The sequence below is a fragment of the Kitasatospora sp. McL0602 genome, assembly GCF_052076145.1.
GTDB lineage: Bacteria > Actinomycetota > Actinomycetes > Streptomycetales > Streptomycetaceae > Kitasatospora.
On sequence record NZ_CP197246.1, the window covers coordinates 6,892,502 to 6,905,167 of the forward strand.

Below are 12,666 nucleotides of genomic sequence, written 5' to 3' on the forward strand. Positions count from 1 at the left end.
CCGAGTTCAGCCATCGCTACTATCACTGGAGTGACGACATGACGGTTACGGCTACGCCTGTCCTTCTCAAGAGCGACGAGCTGTTCGGGGAGGACCGCTCCGACACGCTCTACGACAAATCCCGGGAGATCTCCCGCTACCTGCTGATGCACTACGGCGAGCTGAAGGACGTCTTCGACCGCCCGCAGCACCCGCTGGCCCCGGCCCACGGCTTCCCCGTCCGGCTCGCGCAGATGCTGGAGGCCAGCGCGGCGGCGAGCGGCACCCGGGTGCGCCGGATGCTGGACGTCGGCTGCAACGTCGGCGGGGTGTCGCACGCGCTCAGCGAGTGGGTGGAGGAGCTCGTCCTCGGCATCGACATCAGCCCGCGCTCGGTCGAGATCGCCCAGACCCTGACCCGCAGCGGCTGCGGCCGCTTCAGCATCGCCGAACTCGGCCCGTTCACCCGGGACATCGAGCTCAACCTGCCCGCCCCCGACGGCAGGGCGACCGTCGAGTTCGAGGTCGGTGACGCCAACGCGCTTCGTGGTAGCGAGGGCGGGTACGACGCCGTGCTGCTCTCCAACGTCCTGGACCGGGTGGACGACCCGGTCGCCTGCCTGGAGCAGTTCTCGACCTCCACCGACGTGCTCGCGGCCGGCGGTCTGCTGATGATCGCCTGCCCGTGGTCCTGGTACCCGGAGTTCAGCCACCCGGGCGTCTGGCTGGGCTCCGCGCAGGACCGCATCCCGAGCGAGCAGGCGCTGAAGCACCTGCTGTCGGCCCACTTCGACCTGGTCGAGGAGGCGGACCAGCCCGGAGTGCTGCGGCAGAACCCGCGCGAGTACGACTACTTCGAGGCGCACGTGACGGTCTGGAAGAAGCGCTGACCCGGATCGGCCTGCGGATGCGGAAACCGGCGGCCACGGAGATGCTGGAGGTCTGAAGCCCGGACAGGGAGGACGACCCATGTCGATGTTGGACAAGCTCAAAGGCATGATGAAGGGCCACGAGGACGTCGCCCGCGAGGGAGTCGAAAAGGCCGGTGACACGATCGACGCCAAGACCGACGGCAAGTACAGCGGCCAGGTCGACACGGCCCAGCAGAAGATGAACGAGCAGCTCGGCACCCAGGCGCCCCCCGACGAGGCCCAGCCACCGGCCAACTGATTCGCAGGCCCCCGGAAGCCCCCGTGAGTGTCCTCGCGGGGGCTTCCGCACGCCTTCGGACGGGGCTCAGCGCAACAGGCGGCGCTCCTTGGCGACGGCCACCGCGCCGGTGCGGGTGTCGACGCCGAGCTTGTCGTAGATCCGGCTCAGGTGGGTCTTGACGGTCGCCTCGCTGATGAAGAGCGCGCGGGCGATCTCCCGGTTGCCCAGGCCCTGGCCGAGCTGGACGAGGATGTCCTGCTCGCGGTCGGTGAGCTGCGGTGCGGGCGATCTGAGCTGGGCCATCACCCGGCTGGCGATCGGCGGCGAGAGGGTGCTGCGGCCCTGCGCGGCCGCGTGGATGGCGGCGAACAGCTCCTCCGGCCGCTCCGCCTTCAGGAGGTAGCCGGTGGCCCCGGCGGCGATCGCCCGGGTCACGTCGGTGTCGGTGTCGTAGGTGGTCAGCACCAGGACGTGCACCCCGCCGCCGGACTCCGCGACGATCCGCCCGGTCGCCGCGACGCCGTCGATCCCGGGGCCGAGCTGGAGATCCATCAGCACCACCTGCGGCTGCAGCCGCGCCGCCAGCGCGACGGCCTCCTCGCCGCTGCTCGCCTCGCCGACCACCTCGATGTTCTCGGCACTCGCCAGCAGGGCGAGCAGCCCGGCCCGGACGACGGCGTGGTCGTCGCAGACCAGGATGCGGACGGGCGCGGGCGCGGGCGCGGGGGACGGTCCGGCGGTCACTGGTGCTCCAGGGGGACGGCGGCGGAGATCACGGTGCCCTCGCCGGGTGCGGACTCGACGGTCAGGTGGCCGCCGAGCTGCCGCAGCCGGGCCCGCATCGCGGCCAGTCCGTGCCCGCGCCTATGAGTGGCAGAGCCGGCCGGTTCGCCGGGGGCGAAGCCCGTACCGTCGTCGGCGATGTCCAGGACGACCTGGTCGCCGAGGTAGGAGAGCGTGAGGGCGGCGGCCGAGGCGTCGGCGTGCTCGCGGATGTTGGCCAGCGCGCCCTGGGCGATCCGCAGCAGTGCGGCCTGGGTGGCGCTCGGCAGCGGGACGGGGGTGCCGTCGAGGTGCAGGCGGACGGGCAGGCCGCTCTCGGCCGACTCGCGGTCGGCGACGGCCCGCAGGGCCTGGTCGAGGGTGCCGCCGTCGGCCAGCTCGACGGGGGCGAGGTCGTGGACGAAGCGGCGGGCCTCGGCGAGGTTGCGGGCAGCCACCCCGGCGGCCGTCCGCATGTGCGCGCGGGCGGTCTCCGGATCGCGCTCCCAGGTGCGGTCGGCGGCCTGCAACAGCATCTGCTGGCTGGAGAGGCCCTGCGCCAGGGTGTCGTGGATCTCGACGGCGAGCCGCTCGCGCTCCGCCAGCGTGCCCTCGCGGCGCTCCGTCGCGGCGAGCTCGCGGCGGGTGCGGCGCAGGTCGTCGATCAGCGCGCGCTGGCGCCCGGCCTGCCGCTCCATGTGCAGGAAGACGGCGATGGCCAGGCCCGCCACGGCGGGCGGCAGCAGTACCAGATTGGGGTCGAGTCCGCCCGAGAGCCGGATCTCGGCGCTCACCACCAGCGCGGTGAGCGCCGCCACCAGCGGGATGGCGGCCCGCGCGGGCACCGTGCGCAGTGCCGTGTAGATCAGCGGCACCGCGCACCAGGCGAAGCTCGGCGCGAGGAGCACCAGCACCACCCAGAGCACCGTCACCACGGCCAGCCGGGCGAGCCGGCCCGGCCGGGTGGCCAGCCGGCCGCGAGCCGGGGCCAGCTGCGCGGCGGCCAGGGCGAGGCCGAGGCCGATCACCCAGGGCTCCCGGGCGGCGCCGGAGTGGTGGGCGAGGAAGCGGGTGAGCGAGGCGGCGAGCAGCAGCAGGAAGGCGCCGTGCATGACGGCGCCGAGCCAGCGCGCATCGGGGTCGGCGGCGGGGAGGCGGGCCTGCGGCACTTCGTTCTCCCTCTCCTGACCTGCGGCTTCTCTGCCACCGTACCGGTTCGGGCGGGCTGCGCATCGGCCGATCGGCTGACCCCGGCGTCAGCCGTCCGGGGCGCCGGGTCGGGCTTGATCACCGACCCTCGGGCGGCTGCGGCGGGCCGAGGATCGAAGCAGAGACCGCAACGCAGGCCGCCGACGCGGGGCCGACGACAAGGAGCTGGACCATGAAGAAGACGACCCTGCGGACCCGGGTGCTGACCGGAGCCGTGGCCGTGGCCGCGCTCGGGGCGGGCACCTTCGGCGCCGTCACCGCCAACGCGGACCAGCCGAGCCCGGCGGCCAAGAGCGCGACGGAGATCCGGGGCACCGGGCTGACGGAGACCACCGGGCTGACCATCGAGGCCGCGACCAAGGCCGCGCAGGCCGCACTCGCCGCCGCCGAGAAGGGCGGCCAGCACGTGAGCGTCGCCGTCGTCGACCGCAACGGCATCACCCGGGTGCTGCTGAAGGGCGACGGCGCGGGCCCGCAGTCGCCCGAGTCGGCCGAGCGCAAGGCGTACACGGCGGTCTCCTGGAACGCGCCGACCTCCGAGCTGGCCAAGCGGCTCGCCCAGGCACCGAACCTGAAGGACATCCCCGGCACGCTCTTCCTCGCGGGCGGCGCCCCCGTCCAGGCCAAGGGTGCCCCGATCGCGGCCGTCGGTGTCGCGGGCGCGCCCAGCGGCGATCTGGACGAGCAGTTCGCCCAGGCCGGCCTCGCCGCCCTGCGGTAGCCGGCACCGGCACCCGTCACTCGTACGCCCTGCTGGCCCCTGCCCGGGGCGTACGAGTGGCGGGCGCCACCGGGCGCTCGAAGGATGGGTGCATGAGTTCTGGACTGCAGCCCGGCCACCGCCCGATCGACCCCGACCCCGAGCCCGAGCCCGGGGACTACTTCGCGCTGCTCGCGCGCAGCGCCTGGCAGGCGGTCCTCGCCGCCGGTCTGGCGGCTCTCGCGCTCGGCGTGGTGATCCTCGTCTGGCCGAAGGCGACGCTGTTCGTCGTCGGTATCGCCTTCGGGCTCTACCTGTTGGTCAGCGGGGTGCTGCAACTCGTCGCGGCGTTCGGCACCCACGTGTCCACGGCGCTGAGGGTGATGGCGTTCATCTCCGGCGGGCTCTGCGTGCTGCTGGGCCTGCTCTGCTTCCGCAGCGCCCTGGAGTCGGTGTTGCTACTCGCCCTGTGGATCGGCATCGGCTGGCTGTTCCGCGGCATCACCCAGACCGTGGCGGCCGTCTCCGACCCGGCCATGCCGGCCCGGGGCTGGCAGATCTTCGCGGGCGTCGTCGGTGTGCTGGCGGGTGTCGTCCTGATGGTCGCCCCGCTCACCTCGGTCACCGTGCTGACCGTCCTGACCGGCTGCTGGCTGATCGCGGTCGGCCTGGTCGAGGTCTTCACGGCGCTGCGCATCCGCAGTCACCTCAACAGCTGACCCGTCAGCCGCCGCAGCCGCAGGAGCGGCGGACGACCAGCTCGGCGGGGAACCGCCAGAGCGGCTCGGAGCCGGTGGCCAGGCCGAGTGCGAGATCGACCGCGGCGCGGGCCATCGCGTCGCGGTCGGCGGCGACGGTGGTGAGCGGCGGGTCGGCCAGGGCGGACTGCTTGATGTCGTCGAAGGCGGCGACGGCCAACTGCTCCGGGACGCGCAGGCCCAGCGTGCGGGCGGCCCGCAGGACGCCGATGGCCTGGTCGTCGGTCGCGCAGAAGACGGCGCTCGGGCGGTCGGCGCGGCGCAGCAGCTCCAGCGCGACGCCGTAGGCACCGGACCGGCCGTAGGGGGCGTCGACCAGCAGGCCGTCGGTCGGCAGCCCGGCGTCGGCCATGGTGGCGGCCCAGCCGGCGACTCGGCCGGCCACCGGGTCGAGGACGCCGAGCGCGCCGGGGGTGCGGCCGAGGCAGGCGACGGCGGTGTGGCCGTGGCCGAGCAGGTGGCGGACGGCGAGGGCGGCGCCGCCGGAGTCGTCGGTGACGACGGCGGCGTTGTCGGCGATCTCCGAGCGGTGGTGCAGCAGGACGACCCGGGTGGTGTCGTCGGCGATCTCGGCGGCGACCCGGCTGGACGGGATCTGGCTGATCAGGATCAGGCCGTCGACCCGCATGCCGAGGAACTCGCGGACGTAGTGGTCCTCGCGGGCGTCCGAGTAGTCGGAGTTGCCGATCAGGACGAGCCGGCCGTGCTCGGTCGCGGCCTGCTCGACGGCGTGCGCGAGTTCGGCGAAGAACGGCTGCCGCGCGTCGGGCAGCACCATCCCGATCAGGTTGGTCCGGCGGCGGGCCATCGCCTGCGCCATGCTGTCGGGCCGGTAGCCCAGCTCCTCGATGACCGCCAGCACCCGCTCGCGGGTGGCGGGGGCGACCGGCCGGGGGCCGTTGTTGATGACATAGCTGACGACGGCCGTCGAGACGTTCGCTCGGCGGGCCACTTCGTTACGCGTCACCTTGGGCATCGGGGCAGCCTACACGTCCGGCCGGACGGCGGTGTCCGCCAGTCGGACAGCCGGTGGACGCCCCCGGAAAACAGCCGGTCACGCCTGTGGGGGTGAGTAGGATGGGCCTGCCCACAGCAGAACCAGCTGCCCCGTCGCGGCGCTCCTGCGTGGAGGCGTCGCTTGGACCCATAGGAGCATCCGAGGATGGCTCGTCACCTGATCACCAGCGCCCTCCCCTACATCAACGGGATCAAGCACCTGGGGAACATGGTCGGGTCGATGCTCCCCGCCGACGTGTACTCCCGCTACCTCCGCCAGCGCGGCCACGAGGTGCTGTACATCTGTGCGACCGACGAGCACGGCACCCCGGCCGAGTTGGCCGCCAAGGAGGCGGGGCTGCCCGTCGCCGAGTTCTGCGCCGCCGCGCACGACGCTCAGAAGGCCGTGTACGACGGCTTCGAGCTCTCCTTCGACCACTTCGGCCGCAGCTCCTCGCCGCAGAACCGCGAGATCACCCAGGAGATCGCCCGCGAGCTCCAGGCCAACGGCTTCATCGAGGAGCGGGCCGTCCGCCAGGTGTACTCGAACGCGGACGAGCGCTTCCTGCCCGACCGCTACATCGTCGGCACCTGCCCGCACTGCGGCTACGACAAGGCGCGCGGCGACCAGTGCGAGAACTGCACCCGCGTGCTCGACCCGACCGACCTGATCGACGCCCGCTCGGCGATCAGCGGCAGCGCCGACCTGGAGGTGCGGGACACGAAGCACCTCTTCCTGCTCCAGGCCAAGCTGACCGGCGAGGTCGAGGAGTGGATCTCCGCGAACGGCGACAGCTGGCCGGTGCTGGCCTCCTCGATCGCCCGCAAGTGGCTGACGGAGGGCCTCCAGGACCGGGCGATCACCCGTGACCTGGAGTGGGGCGTGCCCGTCCCGGCCGACGTCTGGCCGGAGCTGGCCGCCGAGGGCAAGGTCTTCTACGTCTGGTTCGACGCCCCGATCGAGTACATCGGCGCGACCAAGGAGTGGTCGGACGCCGCCCCGGCCGGCGAGCTGCGGGACTGGAAGTCCTGGTGGTACGAGGCCGACGAGAGCGTCCGCTACACCGAGTTCATGGCCAAGGACAACGTCCCCTTCCACACGGTGATGTTCCCGGCCACCATCATCGGCTCGCGCCAGCCGTGGAAGAAGGTCGACTACGTCAAGGCCTTCAACTGGCTGACGTACTACGGCGGCAAGTTCTCCACCAGCCAGCGCCGGGGCATCTTCACCGACGTCGCGCTCGAACTGCTGCCCGCCGACTACTGGCGCTACTTCCTGATGGCGAACGCCCCCGAGTCGGACGACTCCAGCTTCAGCTGGGAGCTGTTCGCCTCGGTCGTCAACAAGGACCTCGGCAACACCCTCGGGAACTTCGTCAACCGGGTGCTCACGTTCAGCCGTAAGCGTTTCGGCGACGACGTCCCGGTCGGCAGCGCCCCGGGCGAGGCGGAGGAGCGGCTCGGCGCGCAGATCGCCGAGCTGCTCGCGGAGTACGAGGGCCACCTGGAGGCGCTCAACTTCCGCAAGTCGGCGCAGAGCCTGCGGGCGCTGTGGAGCGCGGGCAACTCGTACCTGGACGAGAAGGCCCCCTGGACGCAGGTGAAGACCGACCCCGAGGGCGCGGCGCTCACGCTGCGCACCGCGATGAACCTGATCTACCTGTACTCGGTGGTCTCCGAGCCGTTCATCCCGGCGACCAGCCGGGCGATGCGCGGCTCCTTCGCCCTGGCGGCGGACGCCCCGGCGACGGGCCTGGCCTGGGTGAGCCCGGAGCAGGCGGCGGCGCTGGACTTCGTCCCGGCCGGGGTGGGCTTCACCGTCCCGCCGGTGCTCTTCGCGCGGATCACGGACGAGGACCTGGACGGCTACCGCGAGCGCTTCGGCGGCGACCCGGACGCGGTCTGACGACCCGGCCGCTGCCGGGGCCGAGCCGCCCGCTCGGCCCCGGCAGGGCCTCCCACCTGCGGCACTCCGCACCGCCGGGAGTGCAGCGAGGGAAAGGTCACACCGATTTGATCTGTGGCGCGGAGGTTAACTGGCTCTAACCTTCCCTCATGACGGTCCCGCCCGAAGGGCTCTCCCTGGCCGCCGAGTTCCCGGATGCAAGCCGGGAGCAGTGGCAGCGCCTCGTCGAAGGCGTCCTGCGCAAGTCAGGCGCAGACGTAACCGGTACCGACGCCGAGGACGCGCTCAGCACCGGCCTCCCGGACGGCCTCCGCGTCCGCCCGCTGTACACCGCGACGGACTCGGCCGCCGACCCCGGCTACCCCGGCTTCGCGCCGTACGTCCGGGGCAGCCGCCCGCAGGGCTCGGCCGTCGACGGCTGGGACGTGCGCCAGCGCCACGCCCAGCCCGACCCGCGCCGCGCCAACGAGGCCGTGCTCGCCGACCTGGAGAACGGCGTCACCAGCCTCTGGCTGAACGTCGGCGCCACCGGCACCCCGGTCGAGGCCCTCCCGCAGGTGCTGGACGGCGTCTACCTCGACCTCGCCGCCGTCGCCCTCGACGCGGGCGAGGAGTTCACCGCCGCCGCCGAGCAGCTGCTCGCCCTGCACGAGCAGCCCACCGGCACCCTCGGCGCCGACCCGCTCGGCCTGCTCGCCCGCACCGGCGACGACAGCCGCACCGCCCGGCTGCTCACCGAGGCCGCCGCGCTCGCCCGCCGCACCGCCGACGGGCACCCGGGCCTGCGCGCCCTCACCGTCGACGCCCTGCCGTACCACGAGGCCGGTGCCTCCACCGCCCAGGAGCTGGGCTGCGCCCTGGCCACCGGCGTCGCCTACCTGCGCGAGCTGACCGCCGCCGGGCTGAGCGTCGACGACGCCGCCGGGCAGCTGGAGTTCCGCTACGCCGCCACCGCCGACCAGTTCCTCACCATCGCCAAGCTGCGCGCCGCCCGCAGGCTCTGGGCCCGCGTCGGCGAGGTCTCCGGAGTGACGGGCCCTCAGGCGGCGCAGTGTCAGCACGCCGTCACCTCCTCGGTGATGATGACCGCGCGTGACCCGTGGGTGAACATGCTGCGCACCACCGTCGCCTGCCTCGCGGCCGGCCTCGGCGGCGCCGACGCCGTCACCGTGCTGCCCTTCGACGACGCCGTCGGCCTCCCCGACGCCTTCGCCCGGCGGATCGCCCGCAACACCCAGGCGATCCTGCTGGAGGAGTCCCACCTCGCCAAGGTGATCGACCCGGCGGGCGGCTCCTGGTACGTCGAGCAGCTCACCGAGGAGCTCGCCCAGGCCGCCTGGGCCTGGTTCCAGGAGATCGAGAAGGCGGGCGGCCAGGCCGCAGCACTGCGCTCCGGGCTGGTCGGGGCACGGATCGCCGAGACCTGGGCCGAGCGCTCCGCCGAGCTGGCGCACCGCCGCGAACCCATCACCGGCGTCAGCGAGTTCCCGAACCTCGCCGAGCAGCCGCTGACCCGCGAGGCCGCCCCCGCGGCCCCCCGCGGCGGCCTGCCGAAGGTCCGGCGCTCCGACGCCTTCGAGGCACTGCGCACCCGCTCGGACGCCCACCTCGCGGCCACCGGCGAGCGCCCCAAGGCGTTCCTCGCCGCGATCGGCCCGGCGGCCGCCCACACCGGCCGCTCCAGCTTCGCCGCCAACCTGCTCCAGGCCGGCGGCGTCGCGACCACGTCCGCCGAGGGGACGGACGCGGCCGCGCTCGCCGAGGCCTTCACCGCCAGTGGCGCCGTCGTCGTCTGCCTCTGCTCCAGTGACAAGCTGTACGTGGAGCACGCGGAGACGTTCGCCGCCGTCCTGAAGGCCGCCGGAGCCCGGCGCGTCCTGCTCGCCGGGCAGCCCGGCGAGCACCGGGAGGCGTACCAGCGGGCCGGGGTGGACGACTTCGTCCACGTGGGCAGCGACGCCGTCGCCACCCTCACCGCCGTCCTCGACGAGATCGGAGCACCGTGATGATCCCGGACTTCACCGAGATCGGCCTCGACGGCGCCACCGGCGCCGGGGCCACCGAGCAGCAGTGGCAGGCCGGCTGGCAGCAGGCCACCGGCAAGGAGCCGGACGAGCTGCGCTGGGACACCCCCGAGGGCATCGCCGTCAAGCCGCTCTACACCGGCGATGACCTCGCCGACGTCGACTTCCTGGGCACCTACCCGGGCATCGCCCCGTACCTGCGCGGGCCCTACCCGACGATGTACGTCAACCAGCCGTGGACGGTCCGCCAGTACGCGGGCTTCTCCACCGCCGAGGAGTCCAACGCCTTCTACCGCCGTAACCTGGCGGCCGGTCAGAAGGGCCTCTCCGTCGCCTTCGACCTGCCCACCCACCGGGGCTACGACAGCGACCACCCGCGCGTCACCGGCGACGTCGGCATGGCGGGCGTGGCGATCGACTCGATCTACGACATGCGCCAGCTCTTCGACGGCATCCCGCTGGACAAGATGTCGGTGTCGATGACCATGAACGGCGCGGTGCTGCCGATCCTGGCGCTCTACATCGTCGCGGCCGAGGAGCAGGGGGTGAAGCCGGAGCAGCTCGCGGGGACGATCCAGAACGACATCCTCAAGGAGTTCATGGTCCGCAACACCTACATCTACCCGCCGCAGCCCTCGATGCGGATCATCTCCGACATCTTCGCGTACACCTCGCAGAAGATGCCGCGCTACAACTCCATCTCCATCTCCGGCTACCACATCCAGGAGGCCGGAGCCACGGCCGACCTGGAGCTCGCGTACACCCTCGCCGACGGCGTGGAGTACCTGCGGGCCGGGATCGCCGCCGGGATGGACGTGGACGCCTTCGCGCCCCGGCTCTCCTTCTTCTGGGCGATCGGCATGAACTACTTCATGGAGATCGCCAAGCTGCGCGCGGCCCGGCTGCTCTGGGCCAAGCTGGTCAAGCAGTTCGACCCCAAGAACCCCAAGTCGCTGTCGCTGCGCACCCATTCGCAGACCTCCGGCTGGTCGCTCACCGCGCAGGACGTCTTCAACAACGTCACCCGCACCTGCGTCGAGGCGATGGCCGCGACCCAGGGCCACACCCAGTCGCTGCACACCAACGCCCTCGACGAGGCGCTCGCGCTGCCGACCGACTTCTCCGCCCGGATCGCCCGCAACACGCAGCTGCTGCTCCAGCAGGAGTCCGGCACCTGCCGCGTCATCGACCCGTGGGGCGGCAGCGCCTACGTCGAGAAGCTCACCCACGACCTCGCGACGCGGGCCTGGCAGCACATCCAGGAGGTCGAGGCGGCCGGCGGCATGGCCAAGGCCATCGACGCGGGCATCCCGAAGCTGCGCGTCGAGGAGGCCGCCGCCCGCACCCAGGCGCGGATCGACTCCGGCCGCCAGCCGGTGATCGGCGTCAACAAGTACCGGGTGGAGACCGACGAGCAGATCGACGTGCTCAAGGTCGACAACTCCTCGGTGCGCACCCAGCAGGTCGAGAAGCTCCGCCGCCTGCGCGCCGAGCGCGACGAGGCCGCCTGCCAGGCCGCCCTGAGCGCCCTGACCGCCTCCGCCGAGGCCGGCGCGCAGCACGGCAGCCTGGACGGCAACCTGCTCGCGCTGGCCGTCGACGCGGCCCGCGCCAAGGCGACCGTCGGCGAGATCTCGGACGCCCTGGAGAAGGTGTACGGGCGGCACTCCGGCCAGATCCGTACCATCTCCGGTGTGTACCGAGACGAGGCAGGCCCCTCCGGCGCCCTGGAGCGCACCCGCGAACTGGTCGAACGCTTCGAGGAGGCGGAGGGCCGCCGCCCGCGCATCCTGGTCGCCAAGATGGGCCAGGACGGGCACGACCGGGGGCAGAAGGTGATCGCCACCGCCTTCGCCGACCTCGGCTTCACCGTCGACGTCGGCCCGCTCTTCCAGACCCCCGCCGAGGTCGCCCGGCAGGCCGTCGAGGCGGACGTGCACATCGTCGGCGTCAACTCGCTGGCGGCCGGTCACCTCACCCTGGTGCCCGCGCTGCGCGCCGAACTCGCCGCCGCCGGACGGGAGGACATCACCATCGTGGTCGGCGGGGTCATCCCCCCGCAGGACTTCGAGGCCCTTCGCGAGGCCGGTGCCGCAGCCGTCTTCCCGCCCGGCACGGTCATCCCGGACGCGGCGTACGACCTGCTGACGACGCTCGCCGCCACTCTCGGCCACGAGCTGTAGCCGATGGCCCGCACGATCGATCTGGACGCCTACGTCCAGGGAGTGCTGGACGGCTCGCGCGCTTACATCGCGCGGGCCGTCACCCTGGTCGAATCCACCCGGCCCGACCACCGGGCGCTCGCCCAGCAGCTGCTGGTCGCGCTGCTCCCGCACGCGGGCCGAGCCGTCCGGGTCGGCATCACCGGCGTGCCCGGCGTCGGCAAGTCGACCTTCATCGACACCTTCGGCTCGATGCTCACCGGCCTCGGCCACCGCGTCGCGGTGCTCGCCGTCGACCCGACCTCGACCCGTACCGGCGGCTCCATCCTCGGTGACAAGACCCGGATGGAGCGCCTGGCCGTCGACCCGGCGGCGTTCGTCCGGCCCTCGCCGACCTCCGGCACCCTCGGCGGGGTGGCGAAGGCGACCCGCGAGAGCATGGTCGTGATGGAGGCCGCCGGGTACGACGTGGTGCTGGTCGAGACCGTCGGTGTCGGCCAGTCCGAGACGACCGTCGCGCAGATGGTCGACACCTTCCTGCTGCTCACCCTGGCCCGCACCGGCGACCAGCTCCAGGGCATCAAGAAGGGCGTCCTGGAGCTCGCCGACATCGTCGCCGTTAACAAGGCCGACGGCCCGCACGAGCTGGACGCCCGCGCCGCCGCCCGCGAACTCACCGGAGCGCTGCGCCTGCTCCAGGCCCCCGACGCGGCCTGGACCCCGCCCGTCCTGACCTGCAGCGGCCTGGGCGGCGTGGGCCTGGACGTGCTCTGGGAGCGACTCCAGCAGCACCGCCAAATCCTCGACGCCACCGGCGCGCTGGCCGCCAAGCGGCGCGACCAGCAGGTCGACTGGCTCTGGGCGACGGTGCACGACCAGCTGCTCGCCCGGCTGCACGCCGACCCCGAAGTGCGCCGCCTCACCCCCGAGTTGGAGTCCCAGGTCCGCGAGGGCACGCTCACCGCGACGCTGGCCGCCGAACAGATCCTGGCGAGCTTCCGGCCCTACTGAGCGGCTC

11 protein-coding genes are annotated in these 12,666 nt (G+C 72.9%); 8 read left to right on the forward strand and 3 right to left on the reverse strand.

The genetic code is table 11. The features are described 5' to 3' along the window. Positions 1–38: 38 nt before the first annotated feature. Both ACR68M_RS31165 and ACR68M_RS31170 read left to right on the forward strand, forming a co-directional pair. Positions 39–869, forward strand: a complete 831-nt coding sequence (locus ACR68M_RS31165) for a class I SAM-dependent methyltransferase (protein ID WP_441247494.1) — start codon at positions 39–41, stop codon at positions 867–869. 79 nt (positions 870–948) lie between these two features. Then, positions 949–1,149, forward strand: coding sequence for an antitoxin (locus ACR68M_RS31170; RefSeq protein ID WP_441247495.1), 201 nt, complete (start codon positions 949–951; stop codon positions 1,147–1,149). Positions 1,150–1,215: 66 nt separating this feature from the next. Here the strand turns inward: ACR68M_RS31170 and ACR68M_RS31175 are convergent, their stop codons facing one another. Both ACR68M_RS31175 and ACR68M_RS31180 read right to left on the reverse strand, forming a co-directional pair. Next, on the reverse strand, positions 1,216–1,875 hold the full coding sequence (locus ACR68M_RS31175; protein WP_441247496.1) for a response regulator: 660 nt from the start codon (positions 1,873–1,875) through the stop codon (positions 1,216–1,218). Next, the gene (locus tag ACR68M_RS31180) at positions 1,872–3,062 is read right to left on the reverse strand and encodes a sensor histidine kinase (protein ID WP_441247497.1); all 1,191 of its coding nucleotides are present in this window, start codon (positions 3,060–3,062) and stop codon (positions 1,872–1,874) included. The genes ACR68M_RS31175 and ACR68M_RS31180 overlap by 4 nt, the downstream gene beginning before the upstream one ends. 212 nt (positions 3,063–3,274) lie before the next feature. On the opposite strand from ACR68M_RS31180, the gene ACR68M_RS31185 reads away from it, so the two are divergent. Both ACR68M_RS31185 and ACR68M_RS31190 read left to right on the forward strand, forming a co-directional pair. After that, complete coding sequence (locus ACR68M_RS31185; protein ID WP_441247498.1) at positions 3,275–3,823, forward strand: GlcG/HbpS family heme-binding protein; 549 nt, start codon at positions 3,275–3,277, stop codon at positions 3,821–3,823. A gap of 92 nt (positions 3,824–3,915) precedes the next feature. After that, a complete protein-coding gene (locus ACR68M_RS31190; protein WP_441247499.1) occupies positions 3,916–4,521 on the forward strand; it encodes an HdeD family acid-resistance protein in 606 nt (201 codons plus the stop codon). A gap of 4 nt (positions 4,522–4,525) precedes the next feature. Here ACR68M_RS31190 and ACR68M_RS31195 read toward each other — a convergent pair whose 3' ends face one another. Further along, the gene (locus ACR68M_RS31195; RefSeq protein WP_441247500.1) at positions 4,526–5,536 is read right to left on the reverse strand and encodes a LacI family DNA-binding transcriptional regulator; all 1,011 of its coding nucleotides are present in this window, start codon (positions 5,534–5,536) and stop codon (positions 4,526–4,528) included. A gap of 186 nt (positions 5,537–5,722) precedes the next feature. Between ACR68M_RS31195 and metG the strand changes: the two genes are divergently transcribed. The 4 genes from metG (at position 5,723) to meaB (ending at position 12,659) form a co-directional block, all read left to right on the forward strand. Continuing rightward, positions 5,723–7,462 carry a methionine--tRNA ligase gene (gene metG / locus ACR68M_RS31200; protein WP_441247501.1) on the forward strand — a complete coding sequence of 580 codons (1,740 nt, stop codon included), beginning with the start codon at positions 5,723–5,725 and terminating at the stop codon, positions 7,460–7,462. A 149-nt stretch (positions 7,463–7,611) separates the two neighbouring features. Beyond that, the gene (mutA, locus tag ACR68M_RS31205; protein ID WP_441247502.1) at positions 7,612–9,468 is read left to right on the forward strand and encodes a methylmalonyl-CoA mutase small subunit; all 1,857 of its coding nucleotides are present in this window, start codon (positions 7,612–7,614) and stop codon (positions 9,466–9,468) included. Then, entirely contained in the window at positions 9,468–11,669 is a 2,202-nt protein-coding gene (gene scpA / locus ACR68M_RS31210; RefSeq protein ID WP_441247503.1) for a methylmalonyl-CoA mutase, read from the forward strand. Before mutA ends, scpA begins: the two co-directional genes overlap by 1 nt. A 3-nt stretch (positions 11,670–11,672) precedes the next feature. After that, positions 11,673–12,659, forward strand: coding sequence for a methylmalonyl Co-A mutase-associated GTPase MeaB (gene meaB / locus ACR68M_RS31215; protein WP_441247504.1), 987 nt, complete (start codon positions 11,673–11,675; stop codon positions 12,657–12,659). Positions 12,660–12,666 lie beyond the last annotated feature (7 nt).